This is a genomic window from Pontibacter sp. JAM-7 (genome assembly GCF_048548695.2).
GTDB lineage: Bacteria > Pseudomonadota > Gammaproteobacteria > Pseudomonadales > Balneatricaceae > Neptuniibacter.
The window spans coordinates 38,988-56,153 of the sequence record NZ_JBLYIF020000005.1 but is presented as its reverse complement, the minus strand read 5'-3'; the positions used below and the strand labels follow the sequence as shown (position 1 = coordinate 56,153).

At 50.3% G+C, this 17,166-nt stretch carries 17 protein-coding genes and 2 tRNA genes; 3 read left to right on the top strand and 16 right to left on the bottom strand.

Translation table 11 applies throughout. The annotated features are described in order from the left end of the window. The first annotated feature begins 1 nt into the window (after nucleotide 1). Nucleotides 2–1,300: an NAD(P)/FAD-dependent oxidoreductase gene (locus tag ACFVYJ_RS08095; RefSeq protein WP_419415184.1), complete on the top strand. Its 1,299-nt coding sequence runs from the start codon at nucleotides 2–4 to the stop codon at nucleotides 1,298–1,300. 37 nt (nucleotides 1,301–1,337) lie between these two features. Here ACFVYJ_RS08095 and ACFVYJ_RS08090 read toward each other — a convergent pair whose 3' ends face one another. From ACFVYJ_RS08090 to dsbD, 4 genes are all read right to left on the bottom strand, one after another. Next, the gene (locus tag ACFVYJ_RS08090) at nucleotides 1,338–1,703 is read right to left on the bottom strand and encodes a hemerythrin family protein (RefSeq protein WP_419415185.1); all 366 of its coding nucleotides are present in this window, start codon (nucleotides 1,701–1,703) and stop codon (nucleotides 1,338–1,340) included. A 74-nt stretch (nucleotides 1,704–1,777) separates the two neighbouring features. Then, entirely contained in the window at nucleotides 1,778–2,287 is a 510-nt protein-coding gene (locus ACFVYJ_RS08085; RefSeq protein ID WP_419415186.1) for a paraquat-inducible protein A, read from the bottom strand. Nucleotides 2,288–2,310: 23 nt separating this feature from the next. After that, nucleotides 2,311–2,643: a cytochrome c family protein gene (locus ACFVYJ_RS08080; protein ID WP_419415187.1), complete on the bottom strand. Its 333-nt coding sequence runs from the start codon at nucleotides 2,641–2,643 to the stop codon at nucleotides 2,311–2,313. 23 nt (nucleotides 2,644–2,666) lie between these two features. Next, on the bottom strand, nucleotides 2,667–4,511 hold the full coding sequence (gene dsbD / locus ACFVYJ_RS08075) for a protein-disulfide reductase DsbD (RefSeq protein WP_419415188.1): 1,845 nt from the start codon (nucleotides 4,509–4,511) through the stop codon (nucleotides 2,667–2,669). A gap of 309 nt (nucleotides 4,512–4,820) precedes the next feature. Here dsbD and ACFVYJ_RS08070 point away from each other — a divergent pair, with 309 nt between their 5' ends. After that, a complete protein-coding gene (locus ACFVYJ_RS08070; protein ID WP_419415189.1) occupies nucleotides 4,821–5,888 on the top strand; it encodes a 3-deoxy-7-phosphoheptulonate synthase in 1,068 nt (355 codons plus the stop codon). 113 nt (nucleotides 5,889–6,001) lie between these two features. Here ACFVYJ_RS08070 and clpX read toward each other — a convergent pair whose 3' ends face one another. The 5 genes from clpX to ACFVYJ_RS08045 form a co-directional block, all read right to left on the bottom strand. Next, entirely contained in the window at nucleotides 6,002–7,285 is a 1,284-nt protein-coding gene (gene clpX / locus ACFVYJ_RS08065) for an ATP-dependent Clp protease ATP-binding subunit ClpX (RefSeq protein WP_419415190.1), read from the bottom strand. A gap of 135 nt (nucleotides 7,286–7,420) precedes the next feature. After that, nucleotides 7,421–8,032, bottom strand: coding sequence for an ATP-dependent Clp endopeptidase proteolytic subunit ClpP (gene clpP, locus ACFVYJ_RS08060; protein WP_419415191.1), 612 nt, complete (start codon nucleotides 8,030–8,032; stop codon nucleotides 7,421–7,423). Between the two features lie 176 nt (nucleotides 8,033–8,208). Then, nucleotides 8,209–9,552 (bottom strand): trigger factor, encoded by a 1,344-nt coding sequence (tig, locus tag ACFVYJ_RS08055; protein ID WP_419415192.1) that lies wholly within the window; start codon nucleotides 9,550–9,552, stop codon nucleotides 8,209–8,211. A 210-nt stretch (nucleotides 9,553–9,762) separates the two neighbouring features. Next, a tRNA-His gene (locus tag ACFVYJ_RS08050) sits at nucleotides 9,763–9,838 on the bottom strand. Between the two features lie 21 nt (nucleotides 9,839–9,859). Beyond that, nucleotides 9,860–9,936 (bottom strand) — tRNA-Arg (locus ACFVYJ_RS08045). A gap of 260 nt (nucleotides 9,937–10,196) precedes the next feature. On the opposite strand from ACFVYJ_RS08045, the gene folD reads away from it, so the two are divergent. Next, nucleotides 10,197–11,051, top strand: coding sequence for a bifunctional methylenetetrahydrofolate dehydrogenase/methenyltetrahydrofolate cyclohydrolase FolD (gene folD / locus ACFVYJ_RS08040; protein WP_419415193.1), 855 nt, complete (start codon nucleotides 10,197–10,199; stop codon nucleotides 11,049–11,051). 82 nt (nucleotides 11,052–11,133) lie between these two features. Here the strand turns inward: folD and ACFVYJ_RS08035 are convergent, their stop codons facing one another. The 7 genes from ACFVYJ_RS08035 to ACFVYJ_RS08005 form a co-directional block, all read right to left on the bottom strand. Then, the gene (locus tag ACFVYJ_RS08035; RefSeq protein WP_419415194.1) at nucleotides 11,134–11,574 is read right to left on the bottom strand and encodes a YtoQ family protein; all 441 of its coding nucleotides are present in this window, start codon (nucleotides 11,572–11,574) and stop codon (nucleotides 11,134–11,136) included. Between the two features lie 83 nt (nucleotides 11,575–11,657). Next, nucleotides 11,658–12,548 carry an alpha/beta fold hydrolase gene (locus ACFVYJ_RS08030; RefSeq protein WP_463255135.1) on the bottom strand — a complete coding sequence of 297 codons (891 nt, stop codon included), beginning with the start codon at nucleotides 12,546–12,548 and terminating at the stop codon, nucleotides 11,658–11,660. Between the two features lie 203 nt (nucleotides 12,549–12,751). Then, nucleotides 12,752–13,471, bottom strand: coding sequence for a YebC/PmpR family DNA-binding transcriptional regulator (locus ACFVYJ_RS08025; protein ID WP_419415844.1), 720 nt, complete (start codon nucleotides 13,469–13,471; stop codon nucleotides 12,752–12,754). A gap of 134 nt (nucleotides 13,472–13,605) precedes the next feature. Then, nucleotides 13,606–14,145, bottom strand: coding sequence for a DUF2937 family protein (locus tag ACFVYJ_RS08020; RefSeq protein WP_419415845.1), 540 nt, complete (start codon nucleotides 14,143–14,145; stop codon nucleotides 13,606–13,608). Nucleotides 14,146–14,276: 131 nt separating this feature from the next. After that, entirely contained in the window at nucleotides 14,277–15,164 is an 888-nt protein-coding gene (locus ACFVYJ_RS08015; RefSeq protein WP_419415846.1) for a patatin-like phospholipase family protein, read from the bottom strand. A 263-nt stretch (nucleotides 15,165–15,427) separates the two neighbouring features. Next, the gene (locus ACFVYJ_RS08010) at nucleotides 15,428–16,288 is read right to left on the bottom strand and encodes an SDR family oxidoreductase (RefSeq protein ID WP_419415847.1); all 861 of its coding nucleotides are present in this window, start codon (nucleotides 16,286–16,288) and stop codon (nucleotides 15,428–15,430) included. 212 nt (nucleotides 16,289–16,500) lie between these two features. Further along, nucleotides 16,501–17,079 carry a cytochrome b gene (locus tag ACFVYJ_RS08005; protein ID WP_419415848.1) on the bottom strand — a complete coding sequence of 193 codons (579 nt, stop codon included), beginning with the start codon at nucleotides 17,077–17,079 and terminating at the stop codon, nucleotides 16,501–16,503. Nucleotides 17,080–17,166 lie beyond the last annotated feature (87 nt).

Sequence of the window (17,166 nt, the reverse complement as noted above, 5' to 3'; positions counted from 1 at the left end):
CATGGACAATACACCACATCATATCGTTGTGGTCGGCGGCGGCGCAGGTGGCCTGGAACTAGCCACCCAACTGGGTCACCGTTACCGCAAAGATGATCAGATCACGATCACTCTGGTTGATAAAAGCCGCTTCCATATTTGGAAACCTCTGCTGCATGAAGTAGCAACAGGTTCTCTGGACACCAATATTGATGGTGTGGTGTACAACGCCCATGCGGCCAAACATCACTACGAATTTCAATTAGGCTGCTTTTGTGACCTAGATACCGATAACCAGACTATCACCCTGGCAGAAACCTTTGATGACAGTGGTGAGCCGGTATTGCCCGAGCGGAAATTGCCCTATGACACTTTGGTCATGGCCATTGGCAGTGTTAGCAATGACTTCAACACGCCCGGCGTACAGGAAAACTGCTATTTCCTTGATACCGCCAACGAAGCAGAACGTTTCCGCGAGGCCCTGTTTAATAACTTTATGCGGGTCAACCAGCAGGAAAACGGCGTATTGGATATTGCCATTGTTGGTGGTGGCGCAACTGGCGTAGAGCTGTCCGCTGAACTGTATAACGTTACAGACATGCTAAAGGCCTATGGCATGAAGCGCATGACCATGGCGCAATTACGCATCACACTGATTGAGGCAGGCCCACGCATCCTCCCGGCATTACCGGACAATATCTCCTGTTCTGCGGTAAAAGAGCTGGCAGAGCTTGGCGTCACGGTGCGTGCCAATACCATGATCAAATCTTCCTGCAAGGAAGGTTTTATTACCGCTGATGATGAGCTGATTCCGGCCAAAATGCAGATCTGGGCCGCCGGTGTTAAAGCCCCGACTTTTCTGGCAGACCTGTACAAATTCGAGCTGAACAGGGTCAACCAGATCATGGTGAAATCGAGCCTGCAAAGCACACTGCATGACAACATCTTTGTCATCGGCGACTGCTGTGCCTGCCTGCAGCCAGATGGAACCTGGGTGCCGCCACGGGCACAGTCTGCGCACCAAATGGCATCACTGGTACTCGACAATATCCGCCGTGGTTTTGAAAACAAACCGTTAAAAGAGTATCTGTACAAGGACCATGGCTCATTGGTCAACCTGAGCCGCTACAGTACTGTGGGCAGCCTGATGGGCAATTTAAGCCGCAACAGTATGTTTATTGAGGGACGAATTGCCCGTTTTGTCTACCTGTCACTGTATCGCATGCATCAGCTCGCCATTCATGGCTGGGCAAAAGCATTAATGGTGATTCTGGCTGAAAAAGTTGGCAAGGTCGTACGACCCAAGATGAAGCTGCACTAGTCGGCGTCAGTGGTGCAGCCAACCAGGCTGCACCGTCCTACTTTACTGATGACGACAGAATAAACTGCTCCAGTTTTTTATCGATACGAAAAATATGGCGCGTCAGCCACTCGGTTAAAAAATCAGATAACAGCTTGCACAGCTCTTCATTGTAAGTGTGATGTTCGCGCTGCATCTTCATCAATTCTTCGCGAAATTTATTATGCGCGGCGGTATGCTGATCACATTCCGGGTAACCCAACTGACGCATATACTCCTCTTCTAGAGAGAAGTGATGCTCTGCATAATCATACAACCGGTTGAATACACTGCTATCAACATGGGCGGCTTTAATATCATCAATCAAGCGAAATAGGCGCTGGTGTTGCTGATCCTGCCAAATCAGCTCACTGGTCTTACTCACTAGGCACTCCGAAATAGTTATATTGCCTCAGTGAACAGCATGACAGACAGACCTGACCATCGCATTGTCGCAGATCAAGTTTCAGCCCCATTAATGTGCTCGGTCAACTTAACCACCCAACCCGTAAGCAACATTATCAGCAACACGGCAGCAGCAAACAGGTACAACCCCGGATGTACCTGAATACTGGCAAAAGCGCCCAGCTTCACCATCACCACCAGCACTGCCACTACCATCACATCGAGCATTGCCCAGCGTCCGTACTCATGCATTAGCTGCAGCAAACGCATACGTCGTGCACTCCCCATGCGGCGATTGTTGACCAGCCAAAACAGCAGGCCCATTTTCATCAGGGGTATACACACACTGAACAGCAACAACAACAGGCCCAGCAAAGCATTACCCCGCTGCAACAGGCCAGTAATGCCAGAGATGACTGAAAAGGTATTTTCAAAAATGACCAGCTGCGTCATGGTCACCATGGGCAACCACAGACCAGCCAGTAACAATACTAAAGTCAGGCACAGCAGCAGGTTCAATACACCACGGTGCGAGGCATAGCGGTGCCAGCGGTACAAACTCACAATAAAGTGTCAGCCAATCAGGGTTAAAAGTGATAGTACTGACGGTTCAAATAAGCAGCCACATCGGACACTTCATCTGGAAACCAGCCAACATCAAGATTGCTATTACAGCGTTCCACCATCGCCACTAATGATGGCAGGCTTTTTATTAAACGATTCTCCCGCTGATACACCGCAGCAGAATGACAGGTTTCACAGTTGGCATCAGTATAAGCAATACCATTGATCGTGGCGGCGACTGCCACCGACTCATATAACGCTGCCCCGTTATCTGCATCCGCCGCCAGCGTAGGCATCGGTGCCATAACCACCAGTAAAGTGACGCCAGTGGACAATAGCTTGGTAAAGGGTTTCATCACGATCCTCCCGGCTAACTTGGTTAGCGCAGCACGGCAATATGTTGAGTAAACTCCTGCGGCGACATCACTCCGACGACTGTCAGTTCAGGCCGCAAGCTACCAGTACCATCATAGAAGATCAGTGCCGGTGGACCGATCACTTGATAGGCTTTGCTCAGAGCTTTAGCTTCAGCATCATTCGCCGTGACATCCACTTTGATCAGCTTATAAGCGGATAATGCCTGCTGTACTGTGGGATCAGAAAAGGTAAAAGTATCCAGTTCTACGCAGGCAACACACCAGTCAGCATAAAAATCCAACATCACCGGCTGGCCCGCCTGTTTGGCCGCCACCAGAGCCTGATCAAGTTCTGCCTGGGTATAAAGTTTTTGCATGGCAAGCTGAGAGGTACTCTGTGCCGATACACTGGCAATTCCCTGCAACGGGTATAACAGGTTTCGGCCGCCAGATAATGCTCCCAACATCAATGCCACACCGTATACAAAAATAACCAGCCCCACGCCCTTAGCAATATGCTGCAAGCTGTGATCATGTTTATCCAGCCGATGGAAAGAACCCATAAAGACTGAGGTCACAATCAACACAATCGCCAGCAGCCACATGGTGACTGCCGTGGGCACGATCCGATCCAGCATCCAAATCGCCAGTACCAGCAGAGCAACACCAAACCCGGCTTTAACTTTTTCCATCCACAGTCCGGCATGGGGCAACAATTTTCCAGCAGATGCACCGATCAGTAATAAAGGCGCCCCCATTCCCATGCTCATGCTAAACAAGGCCGCTCCGCCTAAAACCGGATCAGCGGTTTGGCCAATGTAGATCAATGCCCCTGCCAGCGGCGCCGCCACACAAGGCCCGACAATCAATGCCGACAATAGCCCCATGACAAACACACCGGTTAGCGTACCACCCTGCTGACTACTGCTCAGGCGACTCAGACGGGTTTGCCAGGATGCCGGTAGTTGCAAATCATAGAAACCGAACATCGACAGCGACAGCAATACAAACACCAGGCTGAACAGACTGATAATCCAGGGGTTCTGAAATAATGCCTGGATATTCTCACCAAACATACCGGCAAAAATACCGGCCAGAGTGTAAGTCAGAGCAACAGCCAGCACATACACCAGAGACAGTACCAAGCCCCAGCGGCCGGTAATCTGTTTACCCTGGCCAATAATAATGCTCGACAAAATCGGGATCATCGGGAAGACACAAGGCGTGAAAGACAGTGCCAGGCCAGCAACAAAAAACGCCCCGAGGGTAAACAACAGGTTGCCATTACGCAGCATGTCGGCAAACTGATCCTGCTCGCTGACCGTTACCGGAACCGATGGCACCGGCGTTTGCGGTGTCAGGCTTTCAGGCGAGGCGGAGGCCACTGGCGCAGTCTCAACCGGGATTTGCGTGAGCACTATTTCCCGCGTTACCGGTGGATAGCAGATCCCGCCTTCCCAGCACCCCTGATAGGTCACCTGAATGACATCATCAGCGGGTGTGCCTGTGGTGCTTTGCAGCTGTAACTCGACTTGAGCGTGATTATGGTAGACCCAGACTTGACCAAACAGGGGGTCTTCTTTTAGTTCTGCAGGGGCATTAGTGCGAGAAACAATTTCGCTGTTCTGCAATCCGTTAAATTCCATGCGATCGCGATACAGGTAATACTCCTGCGGCATATCCCAATACAGCAGCAACTTATCGCCCTGCTGTTCATAATTGAGGGTATATGCCTTATCTACCGGCAGCGGCCCATCATTACCAAGACCACCATTATCGAACAAACCAGCCATCGCCGGTAAAGATAATGCCAGCAGAAAGATAACAAGGTAACGCTGCCAGCCCGCTTGAAAATAACGTTTATGCACAAAGATTCCTTATTGCCGGTCGGGATAGTTGATTGACCCGATACTATGGCGCAAGTTCGCCATCCTGTGGCGTAATCATAAAGCAGTTTCCCCGCTTCAGCACGCCGACAGGTGCGACGAGTTCCCTGAATATTGCTATGTAATTCCGCAAATACTCTACTTTTGATACGTGCTGGAGCTGACTCGGATCAGACAATGTAACCGTTTCACCTCAGATTAAGGATTGAGGCTTATAACCACGGCATGATTGTGGTACAAAAGGCGTCTCCCTGATACTAGGGACGTGTTAACAGCAGGATTGACAAGATAATGACCGATACGCGCATTGAAGACCTGAATATAGAATCCACCACTGTCCTGATGTCACCGGACACCCTGAAAGCAGAATTGCCTCTTAGCGAAGCAGCAGCTTCGGCTGTCATGAATGGCCGAGATGTCGTACGTGACATTCTGGATCGTAAAGATCCACGCCTGCTCGTTGTGGTGGGTCCATGCTCTATCCATGACACAGAAGCAGCCATCGCCTACGGCAAAAAGCTGGCGGCACTTCAGGAGCAAGTAAAAGATACTCTGTATCTGGTAATGCGTGTCTATTTTGAAAAGCCCCGCACCACCGTGGGCTGGAAAGGTCTGATTAACGATCCGCATCTGAATGACTCCTTCGAGATTGAAGAAGGGCTACATATTGCCCGCAAACTGCTGATCGACCTGTCCGAACTTGGCCTGCCACTGGCAACCGAAGCACTGGACCCGATCTCACCGCAGTACATTCAAGACCTGATAGCCTGGTCAGCCATTGGCGCCCGTACCACTGAGTCCCAGACCCACCGTGAAATGTCCTCCGGCCTATCCTGTGCTGTCGGTTTCAAAAACGGCACTGACGGCAGCCTGGATGTCGCTGTAAACGCGCTAAAATCGGTCAGCGCTCCACACCGTTTCCTGGGTATTAATGCAGAAGGCCAGGTCGCTATCGTACACACTCGTGGCAATAGCTATGGTCACGTTGTCCTGCGTGGTGGTGGCGGCAAGCCTAACTACGATTCGGTCAATGTCGCACTGTGTGAGCAAGCTTTGGACAAAGCAGGTCTTGCTCCGAATATCATGGTGGACTGCAGCCACGCTAACTCAAACAAAGATCCAGGCCTGCAGCCACTGGTTGCTGATAATGTGGCCAACCAAATTCTGGAAGGTAACAAGTCTATTGTTGGCCTGATGATTGAAAGTAACCTTGGCTGGGGCAACCAGTCGATCCCAGATAACCTGTCAGATCTCCAGTATGGCGTATCCGTCACCGATGCCTGCATCGATTGGGCAGCAACCGAACAATGCCTGACCGAAATGGATCAGAAGCTGAAACCGGTGCTAGCGAAACGCTAAGCCAACCGCTTACGCGAAAAAGGCAGCTACGGCTGCCTTTTTTAATCCCGGCCAGTTTCTGCGGAACAAAAAAAGGGCAGTCATTTGACTGCCCTTTTTCACTGGCGATTTATCTACTCTTTACCGGCGGCCTTCGGCTGCTCGGCATTTTCGTAGATCAGAATCGGTTCGTTATCACCGTTGACCACACCTTCATCAACCACAACCTTACTGACATTGGTCATCGATGGCAGCTCGTACATGATGTCCAGCAAAGTAGCTTCCATAATGGAACGCAGGCCACGGGCACCCGTTTTGCGCTCCAGCGCATGCTTGGCAACCGCACGTAGTGCTTCATCACGAAAGTTAACTTCTACGCCTTCCATATCAAACAGTGCTTCATACTGCTTAGTCAGACTGTTTTTCGGTTCGGTCAGAATAGTAACCAGCGCGTCTTCATCCAGCTCAGACAGCGTCGCGATCATCGGCAGACGACCAACAAACTCCGGAATCAGGCCATACTTGACCAAGTCCTCAGCTTCCAGGTCCTGCAAGATGTCAGAAATGTTTTTCTGTTCATCCTTACTTTTCACTACCGCGCTAAAACCGATAGAGCTCTTCTCATTACGGTCACGGATGATCTGCTCAAGGCCAGCAAACGCACCACCACAGATAAACAGAATATTGCTAGTGTCTACCTGCAGGAACTCCTGCTGAGGGTGCTTGCGGCCACCCTGCGGCGGTACAGAAGCCACGGTCCCTTCAATCAGTTTCAGCAATGCTTGCTGAACACCTTCGCCAGATACGTCACGGGTAATCGACGGGTTGTCCGACTTACGGGAGATCTTGTCGATCTCATCAATGTAGACAATGCCCAGCTGCGCTTTCTCTACATCGTAGTCGCACTTCTGTAGTAACTTCTGAATGATGTTTTCTACATCTTCACCCACATAGCCGGCTTCGGTAAGGGTGGTAGCATCCGCAATAGTAAACGGTACATTCAGCAATCTGGCTAGGGTCTGCGCCAATAGGGTTTTACCACTACCGGTTGGGCCAATCAGCAGAATATTACTTTTACCCAGCTCTACTTCAGTTTTACTGCCTTCCTGAAAACGTAAACGCTTGTAGTGATTGTATACCGCTACCGCCAGAACTTTCTTCGCGCGATCCTGACCGATAACATATTCTTCCAGTGCTGCACTCAGCTCGGACGGGGTTGGCAGCTTCGCGCCCTGCTCTTTGGGTTCAGCGTCCTGAATCTCTTCACGAATAATGTCGTTACATAGATCGACACATTCGTCACAAATAAATACAGAAGGTCCGGCAATCAGTTTACGAACTTCATCCTGACTCTTGCCGCAGAAGGAACAGTACAGCAGTTTGCCACTGTCACCTTTACCTTTGATTTCGTCGGTCATTCGACCCCCTTACACTTATGGCCGGTCACATACATGTGCTTTTTGCAGCACTGTGAATACCCAGCCACGACAGATTTCTTACATTTGGCATCTACAGAGTATAGCTGTTTGCGCTGTACGATGTTTGCGAACGTATTAATCTACGTTGCGCTTATCCAATACTTCGTCTATCAAACCATACTCTTTCGCAGCATATGGATCCATGAAGTTATCACGGTCAGTATCACGTGAAATAGTTTCCAGATCCTGGCCTGTATGCTCAGACAGCAATGTATTCAGTTTATTACGAATGCTGAGAATTTCCTTGGTATGAATCTCAATATCGGTAGCTTGTCCCTGATAACCACCCAGTGGCTGATGAATCATGACGCGGGAGTTAGGCAGAGCAAAACGTTTACCCTTGGCACCACCGGCCAATAGAAATGCCCCCATACTTGCCGCTTGTCCGAGGCACATGGTAGAAACATCAGGTTTGATAAACTGCATGGTGTCATAGATTGACAGGCCTGCTGTGACAGAACCACCCGGGGAATTGATGTACAGATGAATATCCTTGTCCGGGTTTTCCGCTTCCAGGAACAGGAGCTGCGCAACGACCAGATTAGCCATATGGTCTTCGACAGGGCCAATCAAAAAGATAACTCGTTCTTTAAGCAGACGGGAATAAATATCATATGCTCGTTCACCACGGGCACTCTGCTCCACGACCATTGGCACCAGGCTGGAGAGAGGACTCAGATCCGTCATTCGACGCTCCTTATTCGGTATTCTTATTTAGGCTTGATAATACTACGTTGCAACCTATGCACAAACCCCAGTTGTTATGGATGGGATTGATTAAGGCATTTTTCAACCGTCTGAAAATAAAAACGACAGTCAGATGACTGACTGCCGTTGTTGTATTACCCCAGAACTGAGCGAAATTATTCGGCCGCTTCAGTCTCTTCTTGGGCCGGTGCCGCTGGCTGCTCTGGCTTGATAGCGTCTTCGTAGCTCACAGTCACATCAGTAACCTGTGCCTGCCCCAGCAGCAAATCAACCACCTGATCTTCCAGTACCAGACCCTTGATCTGGTTCAGCATCTGTTCGTTGCTCATGTACCAGTCGATCACCTGCTGAGGATCCTGATAGGTCTCAGCCATCTCTTCCAGCGTTTCACGCACACGGCTGTCTTCAGCTTCCAGGCTGTTCGCCTTGATCACTTCCTGTAACAGCAGACCGATACTTACACGGCGCTCTGCCTGGGCAGTGAACAGCTCTTTCGGCAGACTGTTTGGATCCATCTGGCTGTCTTTACCACCAAACTGCTCAACTGCCTGACGGCGCTGAACATCGATTTCACCATCAATCAGGGATGCCGGTACGTCAATGCTATTCGCTTCGATCAGTTTGGAGAATACCTGATCTTTCAACTTCATTTTCAGCGCCTGTTTCAGCTCGCGTTCCATGTTATTGCGTACTTCAGCGCGGAACGCTTCTTCAGTCAGCTCGTCCAAGCCAAACTTACCAAAGAACTCATCATTCAGTTCAGGCAACTGCTGTTCAGAAACAGATTTAACGACAATTTTGAACGTCGCAGGTTTGCCCTGCAGTTGTTCAGACTGATACTGCTCAGGGAAAGTGACATTGATCTCAGTCTCAGTTCCAGCAGTTACACCTTCCAGTGCATCTTCAAAACCGGGGATCATCTGACCGGAACCCAGCACCAGATCGAAGTCTTCTGCCTTACCGCCTTCAAACGCTTCGCCATCGACAAAACCTTCAAAGTCCATCTTCACACGGTCACCAGAAGCAGCAGCACGCTCTACTTCAGCCCAGGAAGCCTGCTGCTTACGCAGGGTATCGATCATCTTGTCCAGATCAGCATCAACGATTTCAGCAGTTTTCTTTTCAATGCTTACCGCAGAGAAATCAGACAGCGCGATTTCTGGGTACACTTCGAAAGTTGCGGTGTATTCAAAATCTTCACCTTCCACTTCTTTTTTCACGTCAATGGAAGGACCGCCAGCCGGGTTCAGCTTTTCCTGCTGTACAGCGGCGTAGAAAGTCTCCTGCACCACCTGGCCCAGCACTTCTTCCCGGATGCCTTTACCATAGCGCTGCTTGACAACTTTCACCGGCACTTTGCCAGGACGGAAACCATCAAGTCGAACAGTACGCGCAGTTTGCTGGATGCGTTTGTTAACATCCTGATCGATGCGTTCTGCAGGAACAGATACCGTCATCAGGCGTTCCAGGCCGGAAGTCGTTTCAACGGAAACTTGCATGTAATGCCTCACAAATCTTGTTTTCTATAATCTTAAACAGACCGGCAATGCTTGATGGGTTGCGAGATCTGCACAGTAGACCGAAAAAACGGTCGCAAAATGAAAGCGCAAAATTTTCCGGTAAGCCAGTAGATTAGTCAAGGAAGAAAACACAATTTCACCGGAAGGATGAAAAATCTGCAGGTTTACTAAGGAGAAGGAGGAAGAGTATGGGGTGGACAATGGGGCTCGAACCCACGACCGCCGGAATCACAATCCGGAGCTCTACCAACTGAGCTATGCCCACCATAATCTCTTGCCAGACAGTTGGCGCGCCCACCAGGGTTCGAACCTGGAACCTACGCCTTAGAAGGGCGTTGCTCTATCCAATTGAGCTATGGGCGCCCGACATACTGTCTGGTCTCGATAGAATAACAGACAGGATAAACGCATGTGCGTTTCCTGCAAGTACCTCATATCAAGGAGGTGCGCATGATATACAGGAGTATTGGGAGGGTCAATACCTTTTTATTGAAGAAAATAAACAGCTTAATCGCCGTCTTTTCGACCATCCAGACTGATCTGCAACCGCATCCTACTTGGCCGTTTTAAGCAAGCATGAGAGAATTCGCAGCAATTCAAATTAAAAAGGATCGCAGCCCACTATGAGCGCAACAATTATCGACGGCAAACAGATCGCCGCAGATGTCCGGCGTCAGGTGGCAGAGGGTGTAAAAGCACGTGTTAACGCGGGTAAATCCGCCCCCTGCCTCGCCGTTATCCTGGTTGGACAAGATCCGGCGTCTCAGGTGTATGTTCGTCACAAGAAGAACGCCTGTGAAGAAGTCGGTTTTGAGTCACGTGCCTATGATCTACCTGCCGAAACCTCCCAGGATGCCCTGCTTTCTCTGGTGGATGAACTGAATATGGACGACGGCGTCAACGGCATCCTGCTACAACTACCACTGCCAGAAGCACTCAACAGTGATGAGATTCTGGAGCGAATCCGCCCGGAGAAAGATGTCGATGGCTTTCACCCATTCAATCTTGGCCGACTGGCGCAACGTATGCCAGTGCTTCGCCCCTGCACACCCAAGGGCGTTATGACCCTGCTACAAAGCACCAATCAGCGCCTGCAAGGCATGGAAGCTGTGGTGGTGGGTGCTTCGAATATTGTCGGCCGACCAATGTCACTGGAACTGCTCTTGGCCGGATGCACTGTCACCACCACCCACCGCTTTACCAAGGACCTGGCTGGACATGTCGCGCGGGCAGATATTGTTGTGGTGGGCGTCGGTATTCCCGGACTGGTGAAAGGCGAGTGGATCAAACCCGGTGCTATCGTAATTGATGTTGGCATCAACCGGCTTGAGGATGGACGGTTGGTCGGTGATGTCGAATACTCACCTGCAGCAGAGCGTGCTGGCTGGATAACTCCGGTGCCGGGCGGTGTTGGCCCAATGACGGTGGCTACCCTCATGGAAAACACCCTGGAAGCCGCCGAAATGCAGAGCGTTTAGGCCCGGCAAAGAGATAAAAAAGGAGCCACTGGCTCCTTTTTTTTATTTTTCAGCATAGGTTCCAACGCACAGAAACCAGGGGTTATTGGGTTAGGGTATACACCAGTATCTCCACCACCTGCTCCGGAGTGGTAGCCCAGGCCTGCGCCTGCGCATCCACCTCTTTCAGAGGATGGATCAGCGCTTCGTCATGCAAAGTAATGTATGGCTTGCCCAGCGCCGCACAATAACCGGCATCAAAAGCTGCGTTCCACTGTTTGTATTTATCCCCAAAACGAATAACTGCCACATGGCAGCTTGCAATCTGGTTCTTGATACGTATTGCATTCACTTTGGCTGACTTGTGATCACGCCAGAACTGCTGTTCCTCAGCCCCCAATAGATCACCGGCAGCATCGCTGGCATCATGGTCTGTCACCGCTGAAGTGAAGCTGATATTCAGGTCATGCTGTTGGCAACCCTGAATAATTTTTTCACGCCAGTCGGTATGAATCTCACCGGAAAGATAAACATTCCACTGCATAAGTCATCACCTTAAAACACTTGATTTGCAAAAAACGCACACTCTACCAGTTCCGCCAGTACCTGCGAAATGTGCCGGCACCATTACCGACTGAAAAAAGCCAGCAGGGCCTCATACACAGCTTGCGGCTGTTCTTCCGGTAGAAAATGCCCGCAGTCCAGCGCCCTGCCCTCCACCTGGTTGGCATAATCCGACCAGACAGCCAGCGCATCATAGCTGCGCTGAATAAAGCCCTTGGCGCCCCATAACACCAACAGCGGACACGTTATCCGCTGACTGCGGCTAGCGGCATCGTGCTGCATATCAATGCCAGCCGCCGCTCGGTAGTCTTCACATGACGCATGTATCGCACCAGACTGACTGAAACAACGCACATATTCTGCCACAGCCGCAGCCGCAGCCGCAGCCGAAAATTCTGCACTGGGAGCAGCCCAACGCCTGAGTCTTTCGGTCAGATAATATGCCGGATCGGCAGCAATCATTTTTTCCGGTAGGCCATCGGGTTGAATCAGAAAAAACCAATGGTAATAGCCCGTAGCAAATGCCTGATCAGTATGAGTGAACATATGGTAGGTCGGCGCAATATCCATTACACAGGCTTTTATCACCCGATTGGGATAATCCAGTGCCAGACGGTGAGTCACCCGTGCGCCGCGATCATGCCCGGCAACAAAAAAACGCTGATAACCCAGCGCCTGCATCACCGCCACCATATCCTCGGCCATCACGCGTTTGGCGTAGTTAGCGTGACCAGGTAAACCAACGGGTTTACAGCTATCTCCGTAGCCACGTAAATCAGGACAGATCACATGAAAATGTGGTGCCAATAAAGGAGCCACCAGGTGCCACATGACATGGGTGTGTGGGTAGCCATGCAATAACAGTAGTGGCGGCCCTTCACCACCCTGCAGCAGGTTAATCTCGACATCACTGCAGGCAATGCGGGTGTTGCGGAAGTTGTCAGGAAATAACATGGCTAATCACTCAACACTTATGCATACAGCTAAGCGTAGAAGAATGTATAGCGGCTGGATGCGTCTTGCCCTACCCAGTAGCCTGACTTCCTCGTCGTCTGAATACGGCAATAGATGATTGACGGCGGATGAGGTTTGCTGTTGCTGAGACACAACAGAGCCGGCAGAACGCCGGCTCAATCGAGTATGGCCCTACAGCCAAATCAGGGCATTTCGACGTTATGGTAGACCTGCTGCACATCGTCCAGGTCGTTGAGAATATCCAAAAACTTCTCGAACAGTTCAACATCGTCACCGGTCACGGTGGTGTAGGTCTGCGGGACAAATTGAATCTCATCCACGTCAAACTCAATCTCGCCGCATAGGTCCAGCAACGCCTGCTTAGCTTTGAAATAATCGGTATTGGGAGCGAAGACAGTTAACTTACCCGCTTCGTTCTCAATATCGCTCACATCAACATCAGCCTCCATCAGGGTTTCAAGCACTGCATCTTCATCATCGTAATCAAATACGAAGATCGCGCAGTGATCAAACATATGCGCAACACTGCCCTGGTTACCAATTTTACATTTGGTTTTAGTAAAGGCGATACGCACATCACCAAAAGTCCGGTTTGGGTTGTCAGTCAGACATTCGATGATCGCCATACTGCCACCCGGGCCATAACCCTCGTAGCGCGCAGGGGAATAATCTTCGCCGCCACCACCTTTGGCTTTATCCAGGGCTTTATCAATAACATGTGCCGGAACCTGATCCTTTTTCGCTCGATCAATCAGGCTACGCAACGTCAGGTTACCAGTGGGGTCGGTACCACCTGATTTAGCGGTCACATAGATCTCACGGCCATAGCGGCTGTAGATCTTGGCCTTCATATCGGAGGTTTTGGCCATCGACTCTTTACGGTTCTGGTACGCTCTGCCCATGCGGCGAATACTCCCCTATAAACAGGTAAAAATTCGGAAAAGGCGATTCTACTGGCTAGAACCCGTTTCGAACAGCACCAAAAAGCACTCCGTCACTTAATCCGAGCCGGGAAGGCCGCATCTGACTGTCCGTCTCAGGAGTCTACATGCAGATCCGACGTCCGGTGTCTTGACCGATTGCTTCGTCTAATCGCCCTATTCAGCAGTACAACAGACAACTCTAAACCGAGTAAAACCAAGACACCGGCCAGCACACCAACGACCAATGCAGACCTGTCTAGCAACACAACAAAAGCATATTGCTGCCAGGTATCCACTCTAACTTCCGGCACCGGGGTGAACAGTACCTGCGTGTAGGCACTGAGCAATGACCGGTTAAACGTCTCCTGTGCATTTAGCAGAACCTGGTTTCTACTAAATAGTTCATCGATATGATTGGCACCAGAAACAATGGCCGGATCGGCGGTGTTTTTATAATGCACAATCAATTGTGCGATATCGCCACCGAAGTATGTGTCAGCGTCTTGCTGAAACGCCGCCACACTTCTCGACGACTCAGCTAAGCGGGAGTTGAGGTGTTTACCATACTGATCAACAAAACCCGGCACCTGCACGCCAGCAAGAACACCTGCAACAAACACAATGAGTTTTAGGTATTCAAATACTTTTCGCATAAGCCCTCTCGGTGCAGATGGGTGCCCTGCTGCAGCACAAGCAAGAAGTGTATTTGGGCTGAGAAATACCCCCGGAACAACACCAGGACGGGAGGTTATGGCGTAGCCAAACACCCCAACCTACGCACTGATCAGGTTACATCACCCAATTGTTCCTGAGCCTTGGTGTAACCCAGCTCGATCATCTCAGCTGCACAATCAAAATCCAGAGTACCACAGGCGTTGCGGGCAATTTCTATCAGATGATCTGCCGGATACGCCGCCAACTTCTGTCGGGCAATCGTACTTTGCATCGCATCGAATGCCTGGTTAGCTATATCATAAGCAGCCCATTCCGGGCCGGTATCACCCTGTTTAGGCGTAGTAATGTTATCGACAAAATCACTGACTTTCGCAACGATTGATCGTCCACTCTCGCCTTTTGCTTCACTATCCGGAACATCATCATGGCTCGCGCTGACTTTACCGCCAAGATTAACCGCAATGGTCAGATCGGTATTATCGTTAAAGGTAGGTGCAATGGGCACAGGATTTAACACCCCCCCATCAATCAAGTCGCTCCCCCTATATCGAACTGGGGTAAAAAACAGTGGTAGGGATATAGACGCCCTGATGGCATCAAAAAGCTGACCGGAGTTGATCCATACCTCTTTTTCAATCGCAATATCAGAGGCAACCGCTGTGTACCTGATCGGCAATTGTTCAATGGCAACATCACCAACAATATCGGTCAGGCGGTTAAACAGCTTGTCACCCTTAACTAGGCCACTCATCTTCCATGACAAGTCCAGCAACCTGACAATTTCTACCTTAGTTATGGCTCTGACCCAGGTTTCAAAATCATCAAGTTTCCCAGCTGCATAAACCCCACCGACCAGCGCCCCCATAGAGCAGCCCGAAATAGACTCGATTTTGAAATCATGCTCTTCAAGCCAACGAATCACACCGATATGAGCTAACCCCCGGGCACCGCCGCTGCCCAAAACCAGAGAAACCGTTTGCTTAGTATTGTGCGGCATAATGTTGTGCTACCTATTGTGTGGTCATTAACTTATCGCCGAAAGGCCAACCAATATCGAACGTAACCAAGTGTAAAGTTAACACTATCGCGCCACGTTTTTAATCAACACACCCTGTATATCACGCAACGACCTTTGCTAGCCGTAACACCGGTTTATGCCATAAAACGGCTAAGCATAAGGTTCTGAGGGATGTAACACTAAGCTTGCTGATCCAGGCTAAGCACTTGAGGTGGCTGCAGATGAATACTCAGCAAGCAAACTTAACGCTTGCCGTCGCCACCGGCTTTTAGCAGCAGGTAATCCAGCCAGCGCCCCGGTAAAAAACGTTTTAATACGGCAAATAATTTGGTGGGCACTGTCACCCGATAACGCAATCGGGCACGTTTACTTTGCAAAGCATGTAGCAATGCCGACTGTACCGCTTCGGGGCCCAGGGTAAACGGTGCCGCCGGCCCCGAGGTTTCTAACCGGGCAATCATGGCCCGATACTGTGTCTGATGAGCACTGTTATCTACTGTAATCCAATGCTGAAATTGCACAAAGGCATTCTGACGAAACTCTGACAGGATCGGCCCGGGTTCAATCAAGCTGACCTGAATATTGTCATGCATCAACTCCAGTCGCAGCGTATCGGCAAAACCTTCCAGAGCAAACTTGCTGGCATTGTAGGCACCACGATACTGCATCGCGGCAAAACCCAGGATTGAACTGTTATAGATAATTCGGCCATAGCCTTGCTGCCGCATCACCGGCACCACAAGGTTTGTCAGTTCCTGTGTACCAAAGACATTGGTTTCAAACTGCTGACGCATTGCATCACGACTCAGATCCTCCACCGCACCCGGCAGGCCAAAGGCGCCATTATTAAATAAGGCATCCAATCTGCCACCGGTCAATGTCAGGGTGTGTTCTACCGCTGCGGCAATCGACACACTGTCTGCCAGATCCAAATGAATAGCGGTTAGCCCTTCAGCCTGTAGCCGTGCGACATCCGCTAGCTGACGCGCGGAAGCGATTACCTGATAGCCGACCTTATGCAGAGCATGGGCGCAATAATAACCGATACCGGTTGAGCATCCGGTAATAAGAATGGTACTGGGAGGTAACAGACGGGTCTTCATGGCTTAGAATCATAACAGGCAGTGCCGAAAAACACTGCCTGTAATACAGCTTAGGGAACCTGCGAACAAACCCAAGACTTTCTCTGCGGGCGATAACGAAAGGCAGTGCAGTGGAATGACACGTCCTTTCCAAGCTGTCTGACAAAGCAGAAGGTGTTTTAGAGCCAGCCCCATGGCGCTTTCAGAGGCGCTTTGACTTACTCGTAGGTTCCTTAGGTGTCCGAGGTCATTCTCTTCAGGGTCCGATCGCCCTGAACGAAATGGTGGTAAAGTGCCGCACCCGCATGACCCAGAATCAGTATCCAAAGCAGCAATTCACCCAGAATCGCCTTGTGGATCAGGTCAAAGGGTTTCTCAAACTCTTTAAACGTCATGGTTGGGGCGAACTGTTCAGCAAACAGTGCCGTATCCTTGAAGCTTGGAATCTCAAACATGAAGAAGAAATCAACAGGCGCGCCAGTGCCCAGGTAGCCGGTGATGGGCATGACAATCATCATAAGATAGAGCACACCATGGCCTGCTTTTGCAGCCATTTTCTGTAACGGAGTGCCTTCAGGCTTAGGTGACTGGTTACTTAGCTTCCAGATAATCCGCAGCAGCACAATCACGGCAATGGTGACACCAATCGACAGATGCAGCTGGATAGCCGTAATGTTTTCTGGTGTTTTAGGTTCGGTGAACCACTCACGATAATACACACTGACATATGACCCTAAAAACAACAGTGCCGTTGACCAGTGCAGCCACTTAGCGATGCTGCCATAGCTCTCGGGCGAATTGCGCAAACTCATAAAGACTCCTTTCAATACATGGGCTGATTGCCATCTAACCACAGCCTGCAAAATTTCCTGAGTACTTTAATGAGGGTAAACGCTGTG

Excerpts from the sequence above, each read along its gene's own strand:
- ACFVYJ_RS08095 (WP_419415184.1), top strand. The coding sequence starts at position 2 with ATGGACAATACACCACATCATATCGTTGTGGTCGGCGGCGGCGCAGGT.
- ACFVYJ_RS08080 (WP_419415187.1), bottom strand. The coding sequence starts at position 2,643 with ATGAAACCCTTTACCAAGCTATTGTCCACTGGCGTCACTTTACTGGTG.
- ACFVYJ_RS08070 (WP_419415189.1), top strand. The coding sequence starts at position 4,821 with ATGACCGATACGCGCATTGAAGACCTGAATATAGAATCCACCACTGTC.
- clpX (WP_419415190.1), bottom strand. The coding sequence starts at position 7,285 with ATGACCGACGAAATCAAAGGTAAAGGTGACAGTGGCAAACTGCTGTAC.
- clpP (WP_419415191.1), bottom strand. The coding sequence starts at position 8,032 with ATGACGGATCTGAGTCCTCTCTCCAGCCTGGTGCCAATGGTCGTGGAG.
- tig (WP_419415192.1), bottom strand. The coding sequence starts at position 9,552 with ATGCAAGTTTCCGTTGAAACGACTTCCGGCCTGGAACGCCTGATGACG.
- folD (WP_419415193.1), top strand. The coding sequence starts at position 10,197 with ATGAGCGCAACAATTATCGACGGCAAACAGATCGCCGCAGATGTCCGG.
- ACFVYJ_RS08035 (WP_419415194.1), bottom strand. The coding sequence starts at position 11,574 with ATGCAGTGGAATGTTTATCTTTCCGGTGAGATTCATACCGACTGGCGT.
- ACFVYJ_RS08030 (WP_463255135.1), bottom strand. The coding sequence starts at position 12,548 with ATGTTATTTCCTGACAACTTCCGCAACACCCGCATTGCCTGCAGTGAT.
- ACFVYJ_RS08025 (WP_419415844.1), bottom strand. The coding sequence starts at position 13,471 with ATGGGCAGAGCGTACCAGAACCGTAAAGAGTCGATGGCCAAAACCTCC.
- ACFVYJ_RS08020 (WP_419415845.1), bottom strand. The coding sequence starts at position 14,145 with ATGCGAAAAGTATTTGAATACCTAAAACTCATTGTGTTTGTTGCAGGT.
- ACFVYJ_RS08015 (WP_419415846.1), bottom strand. The coding sequence starts at position 15,164 with ATGCCGCACAATACTAAGCAAACGGTTTCTCTGGTTTTGGGCAGCGGC.
- ACFVYJ_RS08010 (WP_419415847.1), bottom strand. The coding sequence starts at position 16,288 with ATGAAGACCCGTCTGTTACCTCCCAGTACCATTCTTATTACCGGATGC.
- ACFVYJ_RS08005 (WP_419415848.1), bottom strand. The coding sequence starts at position 17,079 with ATGAGTTTGCGCAATTCGCCCGAGAGCTATGGCAGCATCGCTAAGTGG.